The sequence below is a fragment of the Cupriavidus sp. MPR-AND1C genome (assembly GCF_058809705.1).
Genome location: NZ_JBXASU010000034.1, coordinates 48630 through 74309 on the forward strand (window position 1 = coordinate 48630; position 25680 = coordinate 74309).

Annotated in this window: 21 protein-coding genes; 16 read left to right on the forward strand and 5 right to left on the reverse strand. The window is 65.2% G+C overall.

Annotated elements, in window-relative coordinates; genetic code table 11:
- Positions 1-41 precede the first annotated feature (41 nt).
- The gene (gene rpiA / locus AC1RWI_RS19240) at positions 42-728 is read left to right on the forward strand and encodes a ribose-5-phosphate isomerase RpiA (protein WP_043347413.1); all 687 of its coding nucleotides are present in this window, start codon (positions 42-44) and stop codon (positions 726-728) included.
- Between the two features lie 121 nt (positions 729-849).
- On the opposite strand, the gene AC1RWI_RS19245 is transcribed toward rpiA, so the two are convergent.
- Both AC1RWI_RS19245 and argA read right to left on the reverse strand, forming a co-directional pair.
- Entirely contained in the window at positions 850-1125 is a 276-nt protein-coding gene (locus AC1RWI_RS19245; protein ID WP_043347409.1) for an oxidative damage protection protein, read from the reverse strand.
- Between the two features lie 110 nt (positions 1126-1235).
- The gene (argA, locus tag AC1RWI_RS19250) at positions 1236-2672 is read right to left on the reverse strand and encodes an amino-acid N-acetyltransferase (protein ID WP_492868046.1); all 1437 of its coding nucleotides are present in this window, start codon (positions 2670-2672) and stop codon (positions 1236-1238) included.
- A 23-nt stretch (positions 2673-2695) separates the two neighbouring features.
- Between argA and hrpA the strand changes: the two genes are divergently transcribed.
- From hrpA to AC1RWI_RS19280, 6 genes are all read left to right on the forward strand, one after another.
- Positions 2696-6799, forward strand: coding sequence for an ATP-dependent RNA helicase HrpA (hrpA, locus tag AC1RWI_RS19255; protein ID WP_492868048.1), 4104 nt, complete (start codon positions 2696-2698; stop codon positions 6797-6799).
- Between the two features lie 197 nt (positions 6800-6996).
- Positions 6997-7923, forward strand: a complete 927-nt coding sequence (locus AC1RWI_RS19260; RefSeq protein ID WP_419188886.1) for a YVTN family beta-propeller repeat protein — start codon at positions 6997-6999, stop codon at positions 7921-7923.
- 98 nt (positions 7924-8021) lie between these two features.
- On the forward strand, positions 8022-8903 hold the full coding sequence (locus AC1RWI_RS19265) for a polysaccharide deacetylase family protein (RefSeq protein ID WP_043347400.1): 882 nt from the start codon (positions 8022-8024) through the stop codon (positions 8901-8903).
- Positions 8903-9877: a sterol desaturase family protein gene (locus AC1RWI_RS19270; protein WP_043347397.1), complete on the forward strand. Its 975-nt coding sequence runs from the start codon at positions 8903-8905 to the stop codon at positions 9875-9877. The genes AC1RWI_RS19265 and AC1RWI_RS19270 overlap by 1 nt, the downstream gene beginning before the upstream one ends.
- 164 nt (positions 9878-10041) lie before the next feature.
- Positions 10042-10917, forward strand: coding sequence for an EI24 domain-containing protein (locus AC1RWI_RS19275; protein WP_043347396.1), 876 nt, complete (start codon positions 10042-10044; stop codon positions 10915-10917).
- Between the two features lie 12 nt (positions 10918-10929).
- A complete protein-coding gene (locus AC1RWI_RS19280; RefSeq protein ID WP_043347392.1) occupies positions 10930-11763 on the forward strand; it encodes a competence/damage-inducible protein A in 834 nt (277 codons plus the stop codon).
- A gap of 115 nt (positions 11764-11878) precedes the next feature.
- Here the strand turns inward: AC1RWI_RS19280 and AC1RWI_RS19285 are convergent, their stop codons facing one another.
- Positions 11879-12343 carry a rhodanese-like domain-containing protein gene (locus AC1RWI_RS19285; RefSeq protein ID WP_043347389.1) on the reverse strand — a complete coding sequence of 155 codons (465 nt, stop codon included), beginning with the start codon at positions 12341-12343 and terminating at the stop codon, positions 11879-11881.
- Positions 12344-12915: 572 nt separating this feature from the next.
- Between AC1RWI_RS19285 and AC1RWI_RS19290 the strand changes: the two genes are divergently transcribed.
- The 4 genes from AC1RWI_RS19290 to ntrC all read left to right on the forward strand — a co-directional run bounded on the left by AC1RWI_RS19290 (position 12916) and on the right by ntrC (position 17844).
- Entirely contained in the window at positions 12916-14331 is a 1416-nt protein-coding gene (locus AC1RWI_RS19290; protein WP_043347388.1) for a 3-hydroxylaminophenol mutase, read from the forward strand.
- A gap of 133 nt (positions 14332-14464) precedes the next feature.
- Positions 14465-15028, forward strand: coding sequence for a hypothetical protein (locus AC1RWI_RS19295; protein WP_043347387.1), 564 nt, complete (start codon positions 14465-14467; stop codon positions 15026-15028).
- Between the two features lie 4 nt (positions 15029-15032).
- Positions 15033-16184, forward strand: a complete 1152-nt coding sequence (gene glnL / locus AC1RWI_RS19300) for a nitrogen regulation protein NR(II) (protein ID WP_043347386.1) — start codon at positions 15033-15035, stop codon at positions 16182-16184.
- A gap of 115 nt (positions 16185-16299) precedes the next feature.
- Positions 16300-17844, forward strand: coding sequence for a nitrogen regulation protein NR(I) (gene ntrC / locus AC1RWI_RS19305; RefSeq protein ID WP_492868053.1), 1545 nt, complete (start codon positions 16300-16302; stop codon positions 17842-17844).
- 87 nt (positions 17845-17931) lie between these two features.
- Here ntrC and AC1RWI_RS19310 read toward each other — a convergent pair whose 3' ends face one another.
- Complete coding sequence (locus AC1RWI_RS19310; RefSeq protein WP_043347380.1) at positions 17932-18723, reverse strand: HAD-IIB family hydrolase; 792 nt, start codon at positions 18721-18723, stop codon at positions 17932-17934.
- A gap of 176 nt (positions 18724-18899) precedes the next feature.
- Here AC1RWI_RS19310 and ugpB point away from each other — a divergent pair, with 176 nt between their 5' ends.
- From ugpB to ugpQ, 5 genes are all read left to right on the forward strand, one after another.
- Positions 18900-20216 (forward strand): sn-glycerol-3-phosphate ABC transporter substrate-binding protein UgpB, encoded by a 1317-nt coding sequence (gene ugpB, locus AC1RWI_RS19315; RefSeq protein WP_043347376.1) that lies wholly within the window; start codon positions 18900-18902, stop codon positions 20214-20216.
- A 124-nt stretch (positions 20217-20340) separates the two neighbouring features.
- Complete coding sequence (ugpA, locus tag AC1RWI_RS19320; protein ID WP_043347372.1) at positions 20341-21222, forward strand: sn-glycerol-3-phosphate ABC transporter permease UgpA; 882 nt, start codon at positions 20341-20343, stop codon at positions 21220-21222.
- Between the two features lie 12 nt (positions 21223-21234).
- A complete protein-coding gene (gene ugpE, locus AC1RWI_RS19325; protein ID WP_043347369.1) occupies positions 21235-22083 on the forward strand; it encodes a sn-glycerol-3-phosphate ABC transporter permease UgpE in 849 nt (282 codons plus the stop codon).
- Between the two features lie 68 nt (positions 22084-22151).
- Positions 22152-23255 carry a sn-glycerol-3-phosphate import ATP-binding protein UgpC gene (locus AC1RWI_RS19330; RefSeq protein WP_043347366.1) on the forward strand — a complete coding sequence of 368 codons (1104 nt, stop codon included), beginning with the start codon at positions 22152-22154 and terminating at the stop codon, positions 23253-23255.
- 1 nt (position 23256) lies between these two features.
- Positions 23257-24003: a glycerophosphodiester phosphodiesterase gene (ugpQ, locus tag AC1RWI_RS19335; protein WP_043347365.1), complete on the forward strand. Its 747-nt coding sequence runs from the start codon at positions 23257-23259 to the stop codon at positions 24001-24003.
- 28 nt (positions 24004-24031) lie between these two features.
- On the opposite strand, the gene AC1RWI_RS19340 is transcribed toward ugpQ, so the two are convergent.
- Complete coding sequence (locus AC1RWI_RS19340; protein WP_492868060.1) at positions 24032-25624, reverse strand: SulP family inorganic anion transporter; 1593 nt, start codon at positions 25622-25624, stop codon at positions 24032-24034.
- Positions 25625-25680: the final 56 nt, after the last annotated feature.

Consider the following 25680-nt stretch of genomic DNA (forward strand, 5'->3'; position numbering starts at 1 on the left):
GTACACTATGCGGTTTCCCCCAAAGCAGATGGGCTGTTGTCATGACACAGGATGAACTCAAGGCGCTGGTGGCGCAAGCCGCGGCCGACTATGTCAAAGAGGTAGTGCCGGCGGGTGCGGTGCTGGGCGTGGGCACGGGCTCCACGGCCAACCTCTTTATCGATGCGGTGGCGGCGTTCAAGGAACGCTTTTCCGGCGCGGTCTCCAGCTCGGAGGCGTCCACGCGCCGCCTGCAGCAGCACGGCTTCCAGGTCTTGGACCTGAATGAGGTCGACGAGATCCCCGTGTACGTCGACGGCGCGGACGAGATCGACGCCAGCGGCGCCATGATCAAGGGCGGCGGCGGCGCGCTGACGCGCGAGAAGATCGTGGCCTCGGTGGCCAAGCGCTTTGTCTGCATCGCCGACGGCAGCAAGCTGGTGGATGTGATGGGCGCGTTCCCCCTGCCGGTGGAAGTGATTCCCATGGCACGCGCCGCGGTCGCCCGCCAACTGGCCGCATTCGGTGGCCAGCCGCGCCTGCGCATGACCAAGGAAGGCGGCATCTTCAAGACCGACAACGGCAATGTGATTCTGGATGTGGCCGGCCTGAAGATCAGTAATCCGAAGTCGATGGAAGAAGCCATCAATCACATGCCGGGCGTGGTCACGGTGGGGTTGTTTGCCCTGCGCGGCGCGGACGTACTGCTGCTGGGCACGCCGGAGGGCGTGAAGCGTAGCGACTATTGAATCTGCCGGTCCCGTTGGAGGACCGTTGCATGAAAAAGGGTGCCGTAACAGGCAAAAAGGGTGCCGTAACAGGCACCCTTTTTGTTTTCCAGCGCGCGGCGCAAAGCCGCGCCCAGCCAGATCAGGCGGCCGGCGGCGGCACGTAGCCCTGTGCCTGGTCCGCGCCTTCGCCGAAGAAGTACTTCTCGGTCTGCTTGAGCAGGTACTGGCGAGCGCGGGCGTCGGCCATGTTCAGGCGGTTTTCGTTGATCAGCATGGTCTGGTGCTTGAGCCAGCCAGCCCAGGCTTCCTTCGACACGGTTTGCCAGATCTTCTTGCCAAGTTCGCCTGGCAGCGGCGGCAGGTCGAGCCCTTCGGCTTCTTTGTTGAGCTTGACGCATTGAACCATGCGGGCCATGGGGAACTCCTTGTTGTCGTGTGATGTAGCCGGCGCGGCGAGAGACCGGCCGTTGCGGTGCCGCTATTGTAACGAAGCGGGGGCCGGCCTTCAGGCTACCCCCACCGCCGTCACAGCTTCTTCATCAGCACCATCGACTTGCGCTGCCAGTTGTAGAGCTTGCGCTTGTCTTCCGGCAGGTCGTCCACAGTGGCGTGGACAAAGCCGCGTTTCAGGAACCAGTGCTCCGTGCGGGTGGTGAGCACGAACAGGCGGTCAAGGCCGAGGCTGCGGGCGCGGCGCTCGATGCGCTTGAGCAGGCGCTCGCCGTCGCCGGTGCCCTGGGCTTCGGACGACACAGTCAGGCAGGCCATCTCGGCCATGCCTTCGCGCGGGTAGGCGTAGAGCGCGGCGCAGCCAAACAGCACGCCATCGTGCTCGATCACCGAGAAGTTGGCGATGTCGCGCTCGATCAGGTGGCGCCCGCGTGGTACCAGCGTGCCGTCCTGCTCCAGCGGGGCGATCAGCTGCAGGATGCCGCCGACATCGTCCAGCGTGGCTTCGCGCAGGCTTTCCAGGTCGGTGTCGGAGATCATGGTGCCGACGCCGTCGTGCAGGAACAGCTCCAGCAGCACCGAGCCGTCCAGCTGGAAGGGGATCAGGTGGGCGCGCGGCACGCCGCCCTTGAGCGCCTTGACCAGGTGTTCCAGGTAATAGGAGACATCGGGCGGCAGGTGGTTGTTCTGCAGCCGCTCGATGGCGGTGCGCAGCGACATTTCCGGCATCAGCTTGCCGACCGGGTCCTGCACGCCGGGGACTTCGGTGATGAAGACCAGCTTGTCGGCCTTCAGTGCGATGGCGGTGGCGCTGGCCACGTCTTCCATCGACAGGTTGAAGGCCTGGCCGGTGGGCGAGAAGCCAAGCGGCGAGAGCAGCACGATCTTGCCGTGCGACAGCGACATGCGAACCGACTCGCCGTCGATCTTGCGCACCAGCCCGGTGTGCTGGTAATCCACGCCGTCGACGATGCCGAGTGGGCGGGCGGTGACGAAGTTGCCGGAGATCACCGACAGCTGGGCGCCAGCCATGGGCGTGTTAGGCAAGCCCTGGCTGAAGGCGGCCTCGATATCTAGGCGCAGTTCGCCGGCGGCTTCCTTGGCGCACTCCAGCGCCGCGTTGTCGGTCACGCGCACGCCGTCGGCGAATTGCGACTCGACGTGGCGCAGCGCCAACTGCTCTTCCACCTGCGGGCGCGAGCCGTGCACCAGCACGATCTGCATGCCCATGGCGTGCAGCAGGGCCACGTCATTGACCAGGGCGTCGAGGATGTTGGCCTTGACCAGCTCACCGCCGAAGGCGATCACGAAGGTCTTGCCGCGGAAGGCGTGGATATAGGGCGCAACCGCTCGCAGCCAGTCGACGAACTGCTGGTGGTCGGGGCCGCCACGCTCGACGGGGTCGGCGCCGGTGGCAGGCGCGGGCAGCGTGGAAGGGGCGGTGACGGGCAGGGGCTCGTCCATTTCGGACGGCGCGGGCGCGTCGGCTGGCGTGTCGGTTCTTGCATTCATGCCGCGGATTATAATCCCGGCCAATGTCAGCACAACGCCCCGCCAAACCTTTGTCGCCGGATCGGAAAACCGATGCCGGCCTCCCCACGCCCAAGGCCGCCCCCTCGCCAGCCCAGCCCGCTGTCCAGCCTGTCGCCAGGCCGGCGCGGGGGGCGGGCGCGCCGGCCGTGGCCGCCACGCCGGTCGCCGGCCCGCCGGCCGAGCGCCAGCCCCGGCAGCCGGGCCAGACCCGGCAAGCCAGGCCGCAGCCGGCAAACGGCACGCCCCGGCCGCCGCGCCCGGAGCGCACCGAGCGAGCGCCCCGCGAGGCACGCCGCCCGGTGCGCCAGGCCAACCCGCTCCCGCCCATCACCTTCCCCGAGGCACTGCCGGTATCCGGCCGCCGCGAGGAGATCGCGCAGGCGCTGCTGGCCAACCAGGTGGTGATCGTCTCCGGCGAGACCGGCTCCGGCAAAACCACTCAGTTGCCCAAGATCTGCCTGTCGATCGGGCGCGGCCCGGGTGCCGACGGCAGCGGCGGCCTGATCGGCCACACGCAGCCACGCCGGATTGCGGCCACCTCCACGGCCAAGCGCATCGCGCAGGAGATCGGCACGCCGCTCGGCGAGCACGTGGGCTACCAGGTGCGTTTCAACGACACCATGTCGGCGGGCGCGTCGGTCAAGCTGATGACCGACGGCATCTTGCTGGCCGAGACGCAGAACGATCCGCTGCTGCGTGCCTATGACACCATCATCATCGACGAGGCGCACGAACGCAGCCTCAATATCGATTTCCTGATCGGCTACCTGAAGGAGATCTTGCCCAAGCGGCCAGACCTCAAGCTGGTCATCACCTCGGCCACCATCGACGCCAACCGCTTCGCCGAGCACTTTGCGCAGGGCGGCAAGCCTGCGCCGGTGATCGAGGTCAGCGGGCGTCTGTATCCCGTGGAGATCCGTTACCGGCCGATCGAGAAGGACAAGGTGGGGCCTGGCGAGGGCGCGCCCAAGTCCGCGCAATCGAAAGATCGCGACCTGTTCGACGGCATCGTCGAGGCCGTGGACGAATTGTGCCGGCTCGGCCCGGGCGATGTGCTGGTGTTCCTGCCCGGCGAGCGCGAAATTCGCGAGGCTGCCGAGGCGCTGCGCAAGCACCATCCGCCGCATACCGAGATCCTGCCCCTGTTCGCGCGCTTGTCGGTGCAGGAGCAGGAACGGGTGTTCCGGCCTTCCAATGCGCGGCGCATCGTGCTGGCCACCAACGTGGCCGAAACCTCGCTCACCGTGCCCGGCATCCGCTATGTGGTGGATACCGGGATGGCGCGGGTCAAGCGCTATTCCTACCGCAACAAGGTCGAGCAGCTGCAGATCGAGGCGATCTCGCAGGCCGCCGCCAACCAGCGCGCCGGGCGTTGCGGCCGGGTGGCCGACGGCGTGTGCATCCGGTTGTACGAGGAGGCCGATTTCATCAGCCGGGCGCGCTTTACCGATCCGGAGATCCTGCGCTCGTCGCTGGCCGCGGTGATCTTGCGCATGAAGGCACTGAAGCTGACGGCGATCGAGGAATTCCCCTTTATCGAGCCGCCGCTGGGCCGGGCCATTGCCGACGGCTACCAGCTGTTGCAGGAGCTGGGCGCGGTGGAAAGCGTGGGCGATGACGTCAACGCGCTGACCCAGGTCGGCCGCCAGCTGGCCCGCCTGCCGCTGGACCCCCGCGTGGCCCGCATGACGCTGGCCGCGCGCGAGCACCATTGCTTGCGCGAGGTGCTGATCATCGCCAGCGCGCTGTCGGTGCAGGATCCGCGCGATCGTCCGCAGGAGGCGCAGGAAGCGGCCGACCAGGCCCACCGCAAGTTCATGGACGAGCGCTCCGAGTTCCTGGGCTGGGTCAAGATGTGGAAGTGGTTCGAGGACGCGGTGGCGCACAAGAAGACCAACCGCCAGCTGCAGGACCAGTGCCGCGCCAGTTTCCTGTCGCATGTGCGCCTGCGCGAATGGCGCGACGTGCATTCGCAGCTGCTGACTACCGTCACCGAGCAGGGCTGGAAGCTCAACGAGAGCGAGCCCACCTATGAGCAGGTGCACAAGGCGCTGCTCACGGGATTGCTCGGCAACGTAGGTTGCAGGATTGAAGACGCCGACGGCCGCGGGCGCGAGTACCTGGGCGCGCGCGGCATCAAGTTCCACCTGTGGCCAGGCTCGCTGATCGCGCGCAAGGTCGGCCGTTGGATCATCGGCGCCGAGCTGATCGAAACCAGCCGGTTGTTTGCACGCACGCTGGCCAAGATCGAGCCGGAATGGCTGGAGCAGGTCGGCCGCCATTTGCTCCGCATCAGCTGGAGCGATCCGCACTGGGAGAAGAAATCCGGCCAGGTGATGGCGATGGAGCGCGCCACGCTGTACGGGCTGGTGGTCTACCAGCACCGGCGCGTGCACTACGGGCCGATGAACCCGGCCGAGGCACGCGAGCTGTTTATCCGCCGCGGGCTGGTGGAAGGCGAGTTCGATACCAAGCTGCCGTTCTTCGCCCATAACCAGCGCCTGACGCGCGAGATCGAAAACCTGGAGCACAAGGCGCGCCGCCAGGACGTGCTGGTTGACGATGAGCTGATCTTCGCGTTCTACGATCGCCTGATCCCCGCCGAGATTCACCAGCAGGCCACCTTCGAGCAGTGGTACCAGGCTGAGAGCGCGCGCGAGCGCAAGCTGCTTTACCTGAACCGCGAAGAACTGATGCGGCACGAGGCGGCTGGCATCACCACCGACCTGTTTCCCAAGCTGATGCCGGTGGCGGGCGTGGATATGTCGCTGACGTACCACTTCGAGCCCGGCAGCCATCGCGATGGCGTGACGCTGACGGTGCCGCTGTATGCGCTTAACCAGGTGCGCCAGGAGCGCGCGGACTGGCTGGTGCCGGGCATGGTCAAGGAGAAGGTGCACCTGCTGCTCAAGTCGCTGCCGCAGAAGCTGCGCCGCCATTGCGTGCCGCTGCCGGATTACGCGGCGGGCTTCGTCGATCGCAATGCCTTTGGCGAGGGCGAGTTGCTGGATGTGCTGATTGCCGACATCCGCGAGCAGACCGGCACCATGGTCAAGCGCGCCGACTTCAAGCTGGAGACCTTGCCCGCCCATCACGCCATGAACTTCAAGGTGGTGGACGAGCACGGCCGGCAACTGGACATGGGCCGCAACCTGGCGCAGTTGCGCGCCGAGTTTGGCGGGCAGGCGCAGCAGTCGTTCCAGAACATCGCCGCGCGCGATGTGCCGGCGGCCGAGGCGGGGCAATACGAGAACCTGACCAGCTGGTCCTTCGGCGAATTGCCCGAGCTGCTGGAGGTCCGCAAGGGCAACCAGACGCTGTACGGCTATCCTGCGCTGGTCGATCACGCCACGCATTGCGACGTGGAGGTGTTCGACGATCCGCAGGAAGCCGCGCGCATCCATCAAGCCGGGCTACGCCGCCTGTTTGCGCTGCAGTTGCGCGAGCAGGTGAAGTTCCTGGAGAAGAACATCCCCGGCATGCAGCAGATGGCGATGCAGTACATGACGCTGGGCACGCAGGAGATGTTGCGCGACCAGATCGTGATGCTGGCGCTGGAGCGGGCCTGCCTGCAGGCGCCGCTGCCGCGCAACGAGGCTGAGTTCGCCGCCCGCAAGGAAGAAGGGCGCTCGCGCCTGAGCCTGCTGGCGCAGGAGATCGCCCGGCTGGTGGGGGCAGTGCTGGCCGAGTATGCGACGCTGCCGCGCAAGCTGATCCAGGCCAAGCCGTTCGCCGCGGCGCATGCCGACATGCAGGCGCAGCTCACACGGCTGATGGGCAAGCATTTTGTGGTCGATACGCCTTACCTGCAGTTGGTGCATTTCCCGCGCTACCTGAAGGGCATCGCCATGCGCGTCGACAAGATCAAGGGCGACCCGGCGCGCGACACCCAGCGGCTGCAGGAAATCACGCCGCTGCTGCAGCAATGGCAGCGCGCCGAGACGCAGTTGCGGCAGCAGGGGCGGGGCGTGGAAGACGCGCGCCTGGATGAGTTCCGCTGGATGCTGGAAGAGCTCCGCGTGGCGCTGTTCGCGCAGGAGTTGCGCACGCCCGTGCCGATGTCGGTCAAGCGTCTGCAAAAGGTGTGGGAAGCCATGCAGCGCTGAAGCCAGGGTTGCCGGCCTTTCGCGCGAACGCTCCCCCGCGCGGAGATTGTGACCAAATGTTAGTTTGTTGCGCCAGGTCATCGGATCGCAGTCCGAAAACGTTAGAATGGTCGATTAAGTCATTGTTTAACAGTCTTATGCTCGCATTGCGTCGTGTAGTTTCCGGGTTTGCCGCCATCGGCACCCTGGCCCTGGGGATGGTAGCGGCGCCGGCGTTGGCGGAAGTGGTGGTGGTGCTCAATTCGGGTGATGCTACCGTCACCTTGATCGACAAGGACACCCAGAAGGTGCTGGAGACGTTCCCGATCGGGAAGGAGCCGCACCACCTGATCGCCACGCCCGACGACAAATCGCTGATCGTTGCCAATGCGGTCGGCAACGACCTCGTGTTCCTCGACCCGGTCACCGGCAAGGTCCAGCAGCGCCTGCCCAATATCGACGATCCCTACCAGATCGGCTTCTCGCCCGACCAGAAGTGGTTCCTGACCACGGGCAACCGCCTCGATCGCGTCGACGTGTATCGCTGGGACGGCAAGGCGCTCAAGATCGCCAAGCAACTGCCGCTGGCCAAGACACCGAGCCATATCGCCTTTACCGCCGACAGCCGTGTTGCCTTTGTCACGCTGCAGGACTCCAACGAGGTGGTCGCCATCGACCTGCCCACGCAGACCGTGATGTGGCGCATGAACGCCGGTTCGGCGCCGGCGGGCGTGTGGGTTACGCCGGACCAGAAATACCTGCTGGTGGGCATGACCGGTGCCGACTACGTCGCCGTGATCGACTGGCATACCCGCACCGTGGTCAAGCAGATCCAGACCGGCAAGGGCGCGCACAATTTCCGCGCGGTGGGCGACAAGCGCCATCTGTTCTTGTCCAACCGGGTCTCCGGCACCATCAGCATCATCGACCAGCAGACCCTGGCCAAGGTTGGCGACATCACCGGCCTGCCGGCTGGCCCCGATGACATGGAGCTGACCGCCGACGGCAAGACCTTGTGGGTGAGCTTCCGCTGGGCGCGTTCGGTGGGCCTGATCGACGTGGCCAGCCGCAAGCTGGTCAAGACCATTCGCGTGGGCCGCTCGCCGCACGGCATTTATTTCCGTACCCGCGCGCCGCTTTATTGAGAGAGGGCGCCCGTCCGGGAACGCCATGGCGGGCGCGGCATCGAACTAGTATGGCCGCCGCCACTCCAATGCAGTCACAGGAAATCAGGACAGGCATCATGAGCAAGCATTCGCAGCCCCGGTTGCCCCGCGCCTTGGTCCGCGCGGTGGCTGCCGGGCTTGCAGCCACCGGACTGGCGCTGGCCGCCGGGCCGGCCAGTTCGGCGGGTCCGGTGCCTGCCGCCGCGCCCCAGGCCTGCCGCGCCGGCACGCTCTACCTGACCTTTGATACCGGCAGCATGAGCCAGGCGGCGCTGATCGCCGATACGCTGCGCCGGCACCATATCAAGGCCACGTTCTTCCTCGCCAACGAACCCACCATCAACAAGGACAGCTCGCTCGACCCGGGCTGGGCCGCGTACTGGAAGACGCTGGCAGCCGATGGCCATGTTTTTGGCAGCCACACGTTCGATCACGTCTACCTGCGCGGCGTACGCGACGGCAAGGTCACCATGCGCGCGCAGTTCGGCGCGCATGCGGGGCAGGACGTGGCGATGGACCAGCAGAGCTTTTGTAGTGAGCTGAACCGCAGCGCGCAGGCGCTCAAGCGCCTCAGCGGCGCGACCATGTCGCCGCTGTGGCGGGCACCGGGCGGCCATACCGCGCCGCAGACGCTGCAATGGGCCGAGCAGTGCGGGTTCAAGCACGTGGCCTGGGCGCCGGCCGGCTTCCTGGGTGACGAGCTTTCGTCCGAGCGTTTCCCGAACAAGGCGCTGCTGGAGCGCGCGTTGCGCGACCTGCGCGATGGCGACATCGCCATGGCGCACCTCGGCATCTGGTCGCGCAAGGATCCCTGGGCGCCCGGCGTGCTCGAGCCGCTGATCAGCGGCCTGGAGCACAAGGGCTTCTGCTTTGCCACGCTGCGTGAGCATCCCGCCTATCGTGACTGGCTGCGCGGGCAGTCCGCCACGGTGGCCGGGCAAGCAGCCGGGAGCCGCTGATGCTCGACCTGCTCAACGGCTGGATCGGCCAGATTGAAGCCACGCTGTTCCAGGACGTGATCCTGCCGGTGGTCTACCAGCTTGGGCTGGGCGGCTATGCCGAGGACGCCTTCACCGGCACCGAATGGCTGCTGGTCGGGCTGGTGCAGATCGTGGTGATGGTGCTGATCCTCGGGCCGCTGGAAAAGCTGCGCCCGGTCGAAGCCGTGACCGACCGCGCCGCCATTCGCACCGACATCCTTTACACCGTCGTGCATCGCCTCGGCCTGTTCCGGCTGGCCATGTTCTTCCTGCTCGGTCCGCTGATGGACGGGCTGGAAGGGCATCTGCGCCTGCTCGGCTGGCAGCGGGTCAATGTGGAAGACTGGTGGCCGGCGGTAACGTCGAGCCCGCTGGTCAGCTTCTTTATCTACCTGCTGCTGTTCGACCTGCTCGACTACTGGTACCACCGCCTCTCGCATACCTACCGCTGGTGGTGGAGCCTGCATTCGCTGCATCACAGCCAGCGCCAGATGACGCTATGGAGCGATAACCGCAACCACCTGCTCGACGACATGCTGCGCGACGTGGTGTTTGCGGTGGCGGCGCTGGCGGTGGGCGTGGAGCCTTCCCAGTACGTGATGCTGGTGGCCCTGTCGCAACTGCTGCAGAGCTTGCAACATGCCAACCTGCGCCTGCACTTTGGCACGTGGGGCGAGCGGTTGCTGGTCTCGCCGCGCTTTCACCGCACCCATCATGCGGTTGGCGTCGGCCACGAAGCCATCGGCCGGCCCACCAAGCTGGGCGGATGCAACTATGGCGTGATCTTTCCCTGGTGGGACATGTTGTTCCGCACCGCTGTGTTCACCGACGCATACTACCCCACCGGTGTGCGGGACCAGATGCCGCCACCGGCAGGCAAGGGGCGCGACTACGGCGCTGGGTTCCTGTCCCAGCAGTGGTACGGGATCAAGCGCCTGTTGCGGCTCGGCTGAAGCGGCGGGGCGCCTGCCGTGGCAGCCCCGCGAGCGCGCTTTCCCCCGCAAGGCGCGCGCGCCGCGCCCTGCCGTCTTGCGCGAGCGGTGCACGCGTCCCCCGCGGCACTTATGACGTGTGCTAGTCTAGTTGTCCCCGCCTTTGTGGAACCCCAATTCACTGCATGAACGATATTTTTCGCGCGCTAGGCCGTGCCCTGATCAGCCAGCTGCATCCGCGCATGCTGATGCTTACCGTCATTCCTTTCCTGCTCGCCACCGGGCTGTGGGGTGGCCTGCTGCTGTGGGGGTGGGAGCCGATCATGACGGCCGCGCGCGGCGTGCTTGAGACGTCGGTGCTGACCAGCTGGATCTACGGCGCGCTCGACTGGTTCGGCTTGCAGTCCCTGCGCACGGTGGTGGCGCCGTTGTTTGTGATCGCGTTGATGATCCCGCTGGTGATTGCTTCCATGCTGGTGTTTATCAGTTTGTTCTCGGTGCCAGCCGCGGTGCGGCACCTGGAGCGCAGCTATCCGGACCTGGTCAAGGCCAAGGGCGGCAGCATGGTGGGCAGCGTGTTCCAGGCGCTGGGCAGCACCTTGGTGTTCCTGTTGCTGGCGCTGGTGACGCTGCCGCTGTGGCTGATCCCGCCTTTCTTTGCCTTGATCCCACCCTTGTTGTGGGGCTGGCTGACCTATCGCGTGATGACCTACGACGCGCTCGCGCAGCATGCCACGCCAGAGGAGCGCAAGACGCTGATGAAGCGCCATCGCATGTCGTTGCTCTCCATTGGCGTGGCGGTGGGCCTGCTGGGCTCGGCGCCGACGCTGATCTGGGTGGCTTCGGCGGCGCTGATTTTCCTGTTTCCGTTCGTGCTCGCGGGCACGCTGTGGCTGTATGTGCTGATCTTTATTTTCTCGGCACTGTGGTTTGGCCATTTCTGCCTGCGCGCGCTGGAGCAATTGCGCGCCGAGCGCGCTGCCGCGGCCGCCGCGGCAGCGCCGGTGGTGGACGTTATCGACCTGGCGCCGTCCGATGTACGGCGCATTGAACAATCCTGAAGCGAGGGCATCATGGGTTTCGGCCTGATCGTCATTGGTGACGAGATTCTGTCGGGGCGGCGCGAAGACAAGCATATGCGCCGTGCCATCGAACTGCTGGCGGCGCGCGGGCTGGCGCTGGACTGGGCGGAGTACGTGGGCGATGAGCGCGCGCGCATCACCGCCACACTGCGCCGCACGTTCGCGGGCAACGATGTGGTGTTTTGCACCGGCGGCATTGGCGCCACACCCGATGACCACACCCGGCAGTGCGCCGCGGCCGCGCTCGGCGTGCCGCTGGAACTGCATCCGGATGCCCGCGAGCAGATCGCCTTGCGGATCGCGGAGACCGCGGCGGGCGATCCCGCCAAGGCCGACCTGAACGTGCCGGAGAACCAGCATCGCTTCAAGATGGGCGAATTCCCCGCTGGCGCGCGCATCATCCCGAACAGCTACAACCGCATCCCCGGTTTTTCCGTGGCCGACCATCATTTCATGCCTGGCTTCCCGGTCATGGCGTGGCCGATGATGGAGTGGGTGCTGGATACCTGCTATTCCCACCTGTTTCATCAGGCGGTGCAAGTGGAGCGGTCGTTCCTGGTGTTCGAGGCGCCGGAATCCACGCTGACGCCGCTGATGGAGCGGGTCGAGGCCGCCTTCGAAGGCGTCCGCGTGTTCAGCCTGCCGTCGGTGGGCGACGCGAAGCGCGGCGAGCTCTATGCGCGCCGCCACATCGACCTGGGTGTGAAGGGCCTGGCTGACCTGGTCGAACCTGCCTATGCCATGCTGCGCGAAGGCGTGCGGGCGATGGGCTTCGAGCTGGTGGAGGTTGCGGCGCGGCGCCCGGGAGATCCGGCAGGGGACTGAGCCCTTGGCGGCGGAGACGTGGTCGGTGCAATGAAAAAACGGGACAGCCATGCTGTCCCGTTTTGCTTTTTTTGCGCAATGTACGTGATTTGCGCGATTTACGCGCTTCCGAGCTTCAGGCGCCGTGCCAGGGCAGGCCGCGGAAGCACCAGCCTTCCACCGTCTTGCGGTGGTGCTGTTCATCGCGAGCGCCTTCGAAGCCTTCCAGCACGTCCATGGCGAACTGATAGCCGGCTTGCGTGGCGACGCTGGCAGCGTGCTTGGAGCGTGCCGCACTGCGGCACAGGAACAGCACGGGCACATCGGTGCGCACGCGGGCCTTGAGTTGCGCGATAAAGGCGGCGTTCTGCGCACCGCCCGGATAGCTGCTCCATTCCACATGTGCCGATTGGGCTTCCGGCAGGTCCGGCGCGCCGATCCAGTCGAGCTCAGCTTGCGTGCGCACGTCCACCATCACGGCGGTCGGATCGCCCTGCAGCAGTGCAAAAGCTTCCTGCGGGGAGAGGGCGCCGAAGTACGGCAGTTGGTTTTGCTGCTGGCGCTCGCGCGCCGCTTGGAGTAGGTCGTCTCGGGTGGTCATCTGGGTGACAAAATCGGTGGGTGAAATGGCATCTGGCGGAGGCTGCCGGCTATTCTAGCGTGCCGGACGTGCTCGCCGGCGGCTGTTGGCCGCGAACGGCGGCTAGCGGCATCGGTTACGCCAGCTTGGTCGCGCACCGCCGGCATCTTGGTAGCAGGATCTTGCACCGCAAGCAGGCAACGGCGCTCGGTTTGCACCAAATTGTTCCAATCTGGTGCTTGTGCACCAAAATAGAGCAATGTGACGCGTTCATGCACAAAGTTGGTGATTTTCGCGCAGGCCGGGGAAGGTTGCTGGCGTTCCCGGAATGAGGCGGATGCCGAACGGATTTATGCGTATGCCATATGCGGCACCCGAAACGCGCCTGGGCCCCCGTATCGCGTCGTCTGGCTGCACTTTTTTCGGGAACGCAGGGGTAACTAGGGGGTTGCCTTGGCATGCTTTCTGCTAACATTCCTCGTCCCTTTCGTGGCCGATCTTTGTATTGATGCAAACGTCTTTGATGCGTTGCACAGCGCAGATCGACGCAAGAATGGCTTTTCTAGATTCAGCCGAATTTCCAGGAGATAGGCATGGCCCACAGCGTTGCAGATGTGATGAAGCTGGTGAAGGAAAACGACGTCAAGTTCGTCGACTTCCGTTTCACCGATACCAAAGGCAAAGAGCAGCACGTGTCGGTACCCGTGTCGCACTTCGATGAAGACAAGTTTGAGAGCGGCCACGCTTTCGACGGCTCGTCGATCGCCGGCTGGAAGGGTATCGAGGCTTCGGACATGCTGCTGATGCCGGATCCGAATACCGCTAACGTCGATCCGTTTTACGAAGAACCGACCCTGATCCTGACCTGCGACGTGGTTGAGCCGTCGGATGGCAAGGGCTACGACCGCGATCCGCGTTCCATCGCCAAGCGCGCCGAGGCTTACCTGAAGAGCACCGGTCTGGGCGACACCGCCTTCTTCGGCCCGGAACCCGAGTTCTTCATCTTCGACGGCGTGACCTGGAACATTGACATGCAGGGTTGCTCCGTCAAGATCCACTCGGAAGAAGCACCGTGGTCGTCGGGCAAGGAGTTCGAACACGGCAACAGCGGCCACCGTCCGGGCAAGAAGGGCGGCTACTTCCCGGTTGCCCCGATCGACACCTTCCAGGACATCCGTTCGGAAATGTGCCTGATCCTGGAATCGCTGGGCATCCCCGTGGAAGTTCACCACCACGAAGTGGCTGGCCAGGGCCAGAACGAAATCGGCACCAAGTTCAGCACGCTGGTGCAGCGCGCCGACTGGACGCAGCTGCAAAAGTACGTGATCCAGAACGTTGCCCACACCTACGGCAAGACCGCTACCTTCATGCCGAAGCCGGTCGTTGGCGACAACGGTTCGGGCATGCACGTGCACCAGTCCGTGTGGAAGGATGGCCAGAACCTGTTCGCAGGCAACGGCTACGCTGGCCTGTCGGAATTCGCGCTGTACTACATCGGCGGCATCATCAAGCACGCTCGCGCGCTGAACGCCCTGACCAACCCGGGCACGAACTCGTACAAGCGTCTGGTGCCGGGCTTCGAAGCACCGGTCAAGCTGGCTTACTCGGCTCGCAACCGTTCGGCATCGATCCGTATTCCGTACGTTGCCAACCCGAAGGGCCGTCGTATCGAGACCCGCTTCCCGGATCCGCTGATGAACCCGTACCTGGGCTTCTCGGCGCTGCTGATGGCTGGCCTGGACGGCGTGCAAAACAAGATCCACCCGGGCGAAGCCGCCGACAAGAACCTGTACGACCTGCCGCCGGAAGAGGATGCAAAGATCCCGACCGTGTGCTCCAGCCTCGACCAGGCCCTGGAATACCTCGACAACGACCGCGAGTTCCTGACGCGCGGCGGCGTCTTCTCCAACTCCATGATCGATGCCTACATCGAGCTGAAGATGGAAGAAGTGACCCGCTTCCGCATGACCACGCACCCGATCGAGTTCGATATGTACTACTCGCTGTAAGGCGGGGCGTTGCCAGGTTGTGACCGGGCAACAGTTGCACCAGGAAGGGGCGGCCTCGGCTGTCCCTTTTTGTTTTGTCCGCCGGTTTGATCGCTAGAATGGGACTCCTTTCCCACCATCCCTGCTGATGTCAATGGACGCGCTCGAATTCCCGCTTTCCTCGCTTGGACCGATGCACCGGTTCGGTGCCCCCGTGCACGTATCGGCGGCTGCCTGCGCCATGCTGGCGCTTGTGCTGGTGTGCTGGAGCCGGCCGGCCCCGGCGCAGTCGGATATCTACGTCTGCGCTGGCCCCAACGGCGTGCCTGAATACCGCAATGGCAACGGCGGCAAGGGCTGCAAGCGGCTCAGCCTGCCGGAAGTCACGACGGTGCCGGGCGGGCGCGTGAGCACCCCTTCGGCAGGCAAGGGTGCCGGGCCCACGACTGCGCCCACCGCGTTTCCGCGCGTCGACAGTGCTACCCAGAAAAGCCGCGATGGCGAGCGCCGCGCGGTGCTTGAGCAGGAGCTGCAAAGCGAGGAGGCCAAGCTGGCCGCGCTGCGCGCCGAGTTCAACAACGGCCAGCCCGAGCGCCAGGGCAATGAACGTAACTACCAGAAGTACCTCGACCGCACCGCCACGTTGCGCGACGACATCGCGCGTGGCGAGGCCAATGCCGCTTCGCTGCGGCGCGAACTCTCCAATTTGAAGGACTAGCACTATGCGTCGCCTGATTCGCAGCGTCTCGCGCAAGGTGGCTTCGGCCGGGGCTGGCACGTCGGCCGAGGCTGAAGCCATGGTGCTGCCATTGGGCGATGTGTCCTACCACCAGGGGCTGGACGTGGTCGCCAACCCGGTGTTGCTGGTGCGCCAGCCCGGCCTGCGCATCGTCTACGCCAATCCCGCCGCCGAGGCCAGCTTCGCGGTGTCGCGCAAAGCCATGGTGGAGCTGTCGCTGGCAGACCTGTTCGGCGCTTCGGAAGAGCTCGGCAGCATGATCGAGACCGTGATTTCGCGGCAGTTCGACGCGCGCCGGCAGGATGTGGTACTGCATCCGCCCCTGCAGGAGCCGATGCACGCGCACGTGGTGATCGGCGCGCTGGATGCCACGGCCGACACGGTACTGGTGGAAGTGCTGCCCAACGAGCAAAAGGTCCGCAGCGACCGCGAGGAGCGCATCCTCGACCTGACCTCGGCCAACAAGGAGCTCATCCGCAATCTGGCGCATGAGATCAAGAACCCGCTGGGCGGCATCCGAGGCGCGGCGCAATTGCTCGAGTTCGAGTTGCCTGACCGTTCGCTGCGGGAGTACACCCAGGTCATCATCAAGGAGTCGGACCGCCTGCAGACGCTGGTGGACCGCCTGCTGGAGCCGCATCGCCATCCGCACATCGTGTCCGACCTCAATATCCACGAGGTGCTGGAGCGCGTGCGCTCGGTGGTGCTGGCCGAATTCCCCTCCGGGCTGGATATCGTGCGCGACTACGACGCGAGCCTGCCCGACCTGCGCGGCGACATGGAACAGTTGATCCAGGCCGTGCTCAACATCGTCCACAACGCTGCCCAGGCACTCGCGGAGCGCGTCGCACGGGGCGATGCGCAGATCATCCTGCGCACCCGTGTGGCCCGCCAGGTAACCATAGCGAAGCGATTATTCAAGCTGGCATTGGACTTGCATGTCATTGATAACGGTCCGGGCATCCCCGAGGATATCCGCGAACGCATCTTCTACCCGCTGGTGTCGGGCAGGGATGGCGGTAGCGGCCTCGGTCTCACACTCGCTCAAACCTTCGTGCAGCAGCACGAGGGCTTGATCGAATGCGAGAGCCGGCCGGGCTGTACCGACTTCCGTATCCTGCTGCCCCTGCATTGATCGCATCGGCGACAGCAATTGGAACTGCCCCAATGATTGCTGCCGACCGGCTTGCCGGCGGTGTGCGGCCAGGTTCGCGGAAGACCAAATGACACCGAGCAGACAAGCGACGCACATGAAGCCGATCTGGATAGTCGACGACGATCAATCAATCCGCTGGGTTCTTGAGAAGGCCCTCGCCCGCGAAAGCCTGCTCTCACGCAGCTTCACCAACGTGCGCGACGTACTGGCCGCGCTGGAAGACGACGAACCACAGGTCCTGATCTCCGATATCCGCATGCCGGGTGGCTCGGGCCTGGACCTGCTGCAAGCGCTCAAGGCGCGGCATCCGGGGCTGCCAGTCATCGTGATGACGGCATACTCCGACCTGGATAGCGCGGTAGCGGCCTTCCAGGGTGGTGCCTTCGAGTACTTGGCCAAGCCCTTCGATGTGGATAAGGCGGTCGAACTGATTCGCCGCGCGCTGCAGGAAAGCCTGCGCGAGGAGGAGCTCGACGACCGCCTGGTCGACGCGCCCGAAATCCTCGGCCAGGCGCCGGCCATGCAGGACGTGTTCCGCGCCATCGGCCGCCTGTCGCAATCGAACGTGACAGTGCTGATCACCGGCGAGTCCGGTACCGGCAAGGAACTGGTGGCGCAGGCGCTGCACAAGCATAGCCCGCGCGCCAACGGGCCCTTTATCGCTCTCAATACCGCAGCCATTCCGAAGGACCTGCTGGAGTCGGAACTGTTCGGCCATGAGCGCGGGGCGTTTACCGGCGCGCAGACCATGCGCCGCGGCCGCTTCGAGCAGGCCGAGGGCGGTACGCTGTTCCTCGACGAAATCGGCGACATGCCGTTCGACCTGCAAACGCGCCTGCTGCGTGTGCTGTCGGATGGCAACTTCTACCGCGTGGGTGGCCACAACCCGTTGCGCGCCAACGTGCGCGTGATTGCAGCCACCCACCAGAACCTGGAAACGCGTGTCAAGGAAGGGCTGTTCCGCGAGGACTTGTTCCACCGCCTCAACGTGATCCGCCTGCGCTTGCCGCCGCTGCGCGAACGGCCGGAAGACATCACGCTGCTGGCGCGTCATTTCCTGCAGAAGAGTGCCAAGGAACTGGGCGTGGAGCCCAAGCGCATGTCGGACGAGGCCCTGGCCTATGTCAGCACACTGCCGTTCCCTGGCAACGTGCGTCAGCTGGAGAACCTGTGTAACTGGCTGACCGTGATGGCGCCTGCGCAGACCATCGAGGTCAAGGACATGCCAGCCGAGATGATCGGCACCGGTACGGCGCCGGGCGGCGGTGCCGGTGCGGCGCGCCAGGCGGAGTTCCGGGCAGAGGGCAGGACGGACGAAGCCGACGGCCATGACGCCGTCGACTACGGCGCCGCGCCTACCACCCTGGGCGGGGAGCCCGATACCGCGCTGGCTTACGCTGGCCGCTCGGCTGCGGCCAGCGTGCTGGCGGGCTGGGAGCACCTGCTGGCGGGGGAAGCTCGCGCCATGCTGGAGTCCGGCCAGCCGGAAGTCATGGACGCACTGACGCGGCGTTTCGAGAAGGCGGTGCTGGAGGCTGCGCTGGGCGTTACCCGCGGGCGCCGCGTCGAGGCGGCCACGCGCCTGGGCATTGGCCGCAATACCATCACGCGCAAGCTGCAGGAGCTCGGCTTCGATTGAATCGGGTCATGGCCGTAATTGCAGCGCATAAAAAAACAGCCGGGCTTGCCCGGCTGTTTTTTTTATGCGCTGCGCGCCGTTGCCAGTTCAGCCGCGCGCGGCCAGCAGAAGTTCAGCCATTTCCGCAAAGCCCTCGCCGCAGGCCGCCTCGGTGATATAGGCCGGCTTGGCCGGCAGCTGCGGCAGGATGTCGCGGATGTTGGCGACCCCGACCGACAGCGGGAAATGCGCAAACATGCTGGCGTCGTTCGCTGAGTCGCCGATAAACAGCCATTCCTCCCGCTCGGCATCCAGGTCGGCGCCCAGTAATTCCGCGGCGCACAAACGGCTCATGCTGAGCTTGTCGTGATCACCGAACCAGCCATTGACGTGAATGGACGAGACCGTGGCGGTCATGCCGGCTTGCCGCATCAGCCCGGCGATGCGCTCGACCGCTGTGGGCGGCAGGGGGGCGACGTCCTCGGCGTGGTCGACGGCCAGGTCGGCGGCGTGCCAGGCCTGGTCCGAGGCCAGCGCGCAGCCTGGCACCTCTTGCACGATGCGTTTGCCAAGCGCGTGGATGCGAGCCAGGTTGTCGGCCCGGGTGGCAGCGTCGTCCAGGTAACGGGTCACCAGCTTGCCCGCGCGCAGGTGGGAGTAGAAGGCGCCGTTTTCGCCGATGATGGCGTCCACCGGCCATAGCCGCGTCAGGATCTCGGCCCAGGCGATACAGCGTCCCGTGACCGGGATCACGTGCAGCCCGGCTGCCTTGAGGCGGTCGAGCGCCATGTAGGTGGCCGCCGGCAGCCTGCCGTCGGTGGTGATGGTGCCGTCGATATCGGTCAGTACGCCGCGAATCCGGCGCAGCGCCGGGGCGGGAAGGCTTTGAATGGCTTGCATGGCGCGAGATTCTACCCTGTCAAGCTGCCGATAAATCGTTGTCATATTATTGTAATTTAGTAGAAATGCCCGGTTTTCCAATCCAACAAGGCGGAGTAACATCCGCTTGTCACAAAAAGTGCATACAGTCGGACGATTTTTGTCCAATGCCACAAGATAGAACAGGAGAAATTTCCATGACCGTAAAACGTACCGCGTTGACCCTGGCCGCCTTCGCCATGCTGACCGGCGCAGGATCGGCCAATGCCGCCGTCGAGATCCAGTGGTGGCATTCGATGGAAGGTGCGCTCAACGAGAAGGTGAACGCCATCGCCACGCAGTTCAATGCCAGCCAGTCCGACTACAAGATCGTACCGATCTACAAGGGCCAGTACGACGAGTCGCTGGCCGCGGGCATCGCTGCCTTCCGCTCGGGCAATGCGCCGGCGATCCTGCAGGTATTCGAGGTGGGCACGGCTACCATGATGAGCGCCAAGGGTGCCATCAAGCCGGTGGCGACGGTCATGAAGGACGCTGGCGAGAAGTTCGACGCCAAGATGTACATCCCGGCGGTGGCTGGCTACTACACCTCGAACAAGGGTGAGATGCTGTCGTTCCCGTTCAATAGCTCCACCACGGTGATGTACTACAACAAGGACGCCTTCAAGAAGGCCGGCCTGGATCCGAACAAGCCGCCCGTGACCTGGCAAGAGGTGGCCACCGATTCCGCCAAGCTCAAGGCCGCCGGCATCTCTTGCGGTTACACCACCGACTGGCAGTCGTGGGTACAGCTGGAAAGCTTCTCGGCCTGGCACAACGTCCTGTTCGCCACCGAGAACAATGGCTTCGGTGGCACGGGCGCGCGCCTGGTGTTCAATTCGCCGCTGCACGTCAAGCATATTGCCAACCTGCTCGACATGCAGCAGAAGGGCTACTTTGTCTATGGCGGCCGCAAGGACGAGCCGAAGGCGAAGTTTATTGCCGGCCAGTGCGCGATGCTGACCGGTTCCTCGGCGGCGCTGGCGAATATCCGCAAGAACGCCAAGTTCGACTTCACCGTGGCGCAGCTGCCCTACGAGCAAGGCGTGCCGGGCGCTCCGCAAAACACCATCATCGGCGGCGCTTCGTTGTGGGTGATGGGCGGCAAGAAGGCCGAGGAATACAAGGGCGTAGCCAAGTTCTTTACCTACCTGTCACGCCCCGAGGTGCAGGCCGACTGGCACCAGTCGACCGGCTACCTGCCGGTGACGACGGCAGCCTACGAACTCACCAAGAAATCGGGCTTCTACGAGAAGAACCCCGGCGCGGACGTGGCGGTCAAGCAGATGATCGTCAAGACCACCGACAAGTCGCGAGGCATTCGCCTGGGCAACTTCCCGCAGATCCGTACGGTGATCGACGAAGAGCTCGAAGCGGTGTGGACCGGCAAGAAGCAACCTAAGGAGGCTCTGGATTCGGCGGTTGCGCGCGGTAATGAATTGCTGGAGCGTTTCCAGAAGACGGTCCGCGAATAAGCGCTGCGGCTTCTTGTGTGTTTGGGAGGCGGAGGCATTGCCTCCGTCTTTGGTTTGTGCGGCAACTTCGCCGCACTAGCTATGATTGATGACGCGCCGCGCATAGCGGTGGCTTGGATGCGTGATGGAAAAACGGGTCGTATTCCGATCTTCATGGTTGCCTTATCTGCTGGTGCTACCGCAGATGGCGGTGACGCTGATCTTCTTTTTTTGGCCGGCCGGACAGGCGCTGTACCAGTCTGTGCTGCGGCAGGATGCCTTCGGTATTGATCTCCAGTTCGTCGGCCTGGAGAACTTTCGCGATCTGTTCAGTGATGCGCAGTACCTGAACGCGTTTCGCGTCACGGGCGTGTTCGCCGTCGGGGTGACGCTGGTCGGGCTGACGGTCTCGCTGATGCTTGCCTACTTCGCCGATCGCGTGGTGCGGGGCGCCAGTGGCTACAAGATGCTGCTGATCTGGCCGTATGCCGTGGCGCCGGCGGTGGCGGGCGTGCTGTGGATGTTCATGTTCAACCCGACGCTGGGCGTGGTGTCCTACGCGCTGCATCGGTTCGGTGTGGACTGGAACTTCTTGCTCAATAGCAACCAGGCCATGCTGCTCGTGGTGCTGATTGCCGCGTGGAAGCAGATCAGCTACAACTTCCTGTTCTTCCTGGCCGGCTTGCAGAGCATCCCTAAATCGCTGATCGAGGCCGCCGCCATCGATGGCGCGGGGCCTTGGCGCCGGTTCTGGTCGATCATATTCCCGTTACTGTCGCCGACCACGTTCTTCCTGATGGTGATCAATGTGGTGTACGCCTTCTTCGACACCTTTGCCATTATCGACGCAGTGACCCATGGCGGCCCCGTCAACGCGACCAATACGCTGGTCTACAAGGTCTACCAGGATGGCTTCCGGGGACTCGATATCGGCGGCTCGGCCGCGCAGTCGGTTGTGCTGATGGGGATCGTGATTGTTCTCACGGTGGTGCAGTTCCGCTACGTGGAACGCAAGGTGCAGTACTGAAGGATTGGCAAAATGGTAGAACGACGACCCTTTCTGGATTTTCTCTCGCACCTGATGCTGGTGCTGGGCGTAGTGGTAGTGGCTTTCCCTGTCTATGTCACGTTTGTTGCCTCGACGCTGACCGCCGACGAGGTGCTGCAGGCACCGATGACGCTGCTGCCGGGCAGCCATTTTCTTGAGAACTATCGCACCGTGCTGGTAGCCGGCGTGGGCAATGCCGCCTCGCCGGTCTCCACCATGATGCTGAACAGCTTGATCATGGCGCTGGGCATCGCGCTGGGCAAGATCACGATCTCGATCATCTCGGCCTTCGCGGTGGTGTATTTCAAGTTCCCGCTGCGCAAGACCTTCTTCTGGATGATCTTCATCACGCTGATGCTGCCGGTGGAAGTGCGGATCCTGCCGACCTACAAGGTGGTGTCCGATCTCGGCATGCTGGACAGCTACTTCGGCCTGACCATCCCGATCATCGCCTCGGCGACCGCGACCTTCCTGTTCCGCCAGTTCTTCCTGACCATTCCGGATGAGCTGGCCGAGGCCGCGCGCATCGACGGCGCCGGGCCGATGCGCTTTTTCAAGGACGTGGTGCTGCCGCTGTCCAAGACCAGCATCGCGGCACTCTTTGTGATCCAGTTCATCTACGGCTGGAACCAGTACCTGTGGCCGCTCCTGATCACCACGCAGAAGTCGATGACGCCGGTGGTGGTGGGGGTCACGCAGATGATCTCCCGCTCCGGGGATGCCGCGACCGACTGGAACCTGGTGATGGCCACCGTGATGCTGGCCATGGTGCCGCCCGCGATCGTGGTGGTGCTGATGCAGAAGTGGTTCGTCAAGGGCCTGGTCGAAACCGAAAAATAAGCGGGTGGGGCGGGGCGTGCCCATGTGATGGCGCGCCCGCCACGCTTGCCCAGCGAGAAAGAATAGCAATGGCAAAACTGTCGCTTCGCAACGTACAGAAGACTTACGCCGGCAACGTCAAGGTTGTGCACGGCATCGATATGGAAATCAACGATGGCGAGTTCATCGTCATCGTCGGCCCCTCGGGCTGCGGCAAATCCACGCTGCTGCGCATGGTGGCCGGGCTGGAAGCCATCAGCGGTGGCGAGGTGCATATTGGCGACAAGGTCGTCAATCACCTCGAGCCCGCCGAGCGGGACATCGCCATGGTGTTCCAGAACTACGCGCTCTACCCGCATATGAGCGTGTACGACAATATGGCCTACGGGCTGAAGATCCGCGGCATGGACAAGAGCGAGATCGAGCAGCGGGTCAAGCACGCCGCCGGCATCCTGGAGCTGGCGCCGCTGCTCGAGCGCAAGCCGCGCGCGTTGTCGGGCGGCCAGCGCCAGCGTGTGGCCATGGGTCGCGCGATCGTGCGTGAGCCTGCCGTGTTCCTGTTTGACGAGCCGCTGTCCAACCTCGACGCCAAGCTGCGCGTGCAGATGCGCCTGGAGTTGAAGGAGTTGCACCGCCGCCTGCGTACCACCAGCATGTATGTGACCCACGATCAGGTCGAAGCCATGACGCTGGCAGACCGCATGATGGTGCTCAACGGCGGGAGCGTGGAGCAGATCGGCACGCCGCTGGAAGTCTATGCGCGTCCGGCCAGCACCTTCGTGGCCAGCTTTATCGGCTCGCCGCCGATGAATCTGGTTCCGGTGACGCGGACCAATGGCGGGCAGGGCGAAGCGCAGATGCGCGTGGAGCAGAAGCCGGGTGCGCAAGGTGCGCCCGCCACCCTTGGCCACCTGCCGATGGGCCTGCACCTGCCCGAGCGCGCGCTGCTTGGCCTGCGTCCGGAGCATATCGAGCCGTGCGCGGCACATGAGGCGATCGCCGAGATCGAGGTCCGCCTGGTCGAGGCGCTTGGCGCCGATTCCTATGCGTATGGCACGCTTGGCGGCCAGCCGGTGGTGGTGCGGCTGGACAGCAATATGCCTGTGAGCAGCGGCGATCGCCTGCCGATCACGGCTGCGGCCGAGCACCTGCATTTCTTCGACGCCGATTCCGGCAAGCGCATCGAGGCCTGACATGACCCTGGCCGCCTGGCCCTATCCGCGCCATGTCGCCCATCGTGGCGCGGGCAAGCTTGCACCCGAGAACACCCTGGCGGCGTTCCGCCACGGGGCATCGTTTGGCTATCGCATGTTCGAGTTCGACGTGAAGCTGTCGGGCGATGGACGCCCGGTGCTGCTGCACGACGCCACGCTGGACCGCACCACCAACGGGCAGGGGCGGGTCGATGCGCTGACGCTGGGCGAGATCGCCATGCTGGACGCTGGCAGCTGGCACAGCCCCGCCTATGCCGGCGAGCCGGTGCCCACGCTGGCGGCGATTGCTCGCTATACCCGTGCCAACGGCTTGTTCGTCAATATCGAGATCAAGCCCGTGCCCGGCGCGGAATGGCGCACCGGCGCAGCGGTAGCCCTCGACGCCCAGGCACTGTGGGCTGGCAGCGATGTGCTACCGCTACTGTCGTCATTCTCGGAAGAGTCGCTGGAGGCGGCCCGCAAGGCCGCGCCTGGCCTGCCGCGCGCGCTGTTGCTGGACGAGCTGCCGCCCGACTGGCTGGAGCGGCTGCGCCGGCTGGACTGCGTGGCGCTCGATGCCAACCATCCCGTGCTTACCGCCGAGGTCATCCGGGCGGCCCATGCGGCCGGTTTCCGGGTGGCCTGCTATACCGTCAATGACCCGGCGCGCGCGACGGAGCTGCTGAGCTGGGGGCTGGACACACTGATTACCGACGCGGTCGATCTGATCGCACCATGTCAAGGCTAGTCCACCCGGCGGTGTTGGCGCGGCCAGTTCATGCAGGCTGCGCCAACGCGTCACGCACCGCATCGTCCACGCTCCAGCCGCGCCATATCTCCTCGGGCAGGGCGGGGTTGCGCGCATGCGCCAGCAGGTCGCGCACCTCGTCCTTGACCCGCGCGAGCCGCAGCGGTATGCCGTGGGCCTTCGCGAACACTGCCAGTTCGCCCAGGGCTTCAATGACAGTGCCGTCGAGGTCCGATGATTCTTCCAGGCTGAGTATCAGGCCGTACTGGGGATGCTCGCGCGCCAGCGCCTGGCGCACGGTGCCCAGCACGCTATCGACGTTGCCGAAGAACAGCGGTACCTCCGGGCGCGCGATCAGCAGTCCCTTGGGCGCAGTGGCCTCGGGGTGGCGTGCCGTGTCGACGAAGTCGTGGCTATCGGCCCAACGCCCCAGCCAGCTGACCTGCGGGCGCGACAAGCGCTGCAGCAGCATCGCCAGGCTGACCCCGATCGCCAGCAGCAGCCCATGCAGCACGCCCAGCAACAGCACGCCGGCAAAGGCGGTCACCGCGACCAGGCGGTCGCGCCGCCAGTCGAAGTAAGGCTTGAGGCTGCCCGGGTTCAGGCTGTGCCCGACCGCGCGGATCACGATGGCCGCGAGTACCGGTTCTGGCGTGTGCGAGATCCAGGGGAGCAGGGTGCATACCGCGGCAAGGACCACGGCACCCGCAATCAAGCCGGCACGGCGGCTTTGCGCGCCGGCTGCTTCATTAGCCGAGGTGCCGGAAAAGCCCGCGCCCACCGGCATGCCCTGGAACAGCCCCGAAGCGAGGTTGGCCAGCCCCAGTGCCGCCAGGTCCCGGTTAGGCGAGACGATGTCGCCGTGGCGCATGGCAAAGGTGCGGATCGAGCCGTAGCTCTCGGCGTACAGGATCAGGGCCAGCGCGGCGGCCAGTTCGCTCACCCGCATCCAGTCGGCCGTGGTCAGGTCCGGCACCCGGGGCGCCGAGAACTGCAGGGCGATGTTGCCGACGGCTGCCACGCCGTGAGCCTGGGTCCAGCCGCTGAGGTCGAGCATGATGCCGGCGGCGATGACCAGCAGCGCGCCCGGCATGGCGCGCCAGCGGGCAAACACGTGCAGCAGCGCCAGCGCAACCAATGCCACCGCCGCGCCTGCCAGGTTCCAGTGGCGCCAGCTGGCCAGCAGTTCCCAAGCCAGGTGCAGGAAGTCGCCGTGTGCCGGATGCACATCCAGGACCTTCGGGCATTGCTTGAGCACGATGGTCAGCGCCAGTCCCAGCGCGAAGCCGCGCAGCACGGGCTTGGCGATCAGGTTGGAGATCGCCCCCAGGTGCGCCAGCGACGCCAGCAGGAACAGCACCCCCGCGAGCAGGATCACGGCGGCGCCGAGCGCGATGCGCAGTCCGGCGTCGCCCTCGGCGGCGGCCGTGGTAGCGGCCAGCAGCACCGCGGCAGACGACGAGGTGGCTGAAACGATGGCAAAGCGGCTGCTGCCAAGCAGGCCGTAGACCAGCAGGCCCGCTAACAGCGCGATCACGCCGGCTTGCGGCGGTAGCCCGGCAATCCCGGAATAGGCCACGGCCTCGGGCAGCAGCAGTCCGGCGATGGCCAGGCCGGCCACCAGGTCTGCGCGCCATGTGGCTAAAGCGGCGCTCGGCGCGGAGGCGTCGGCGGTGG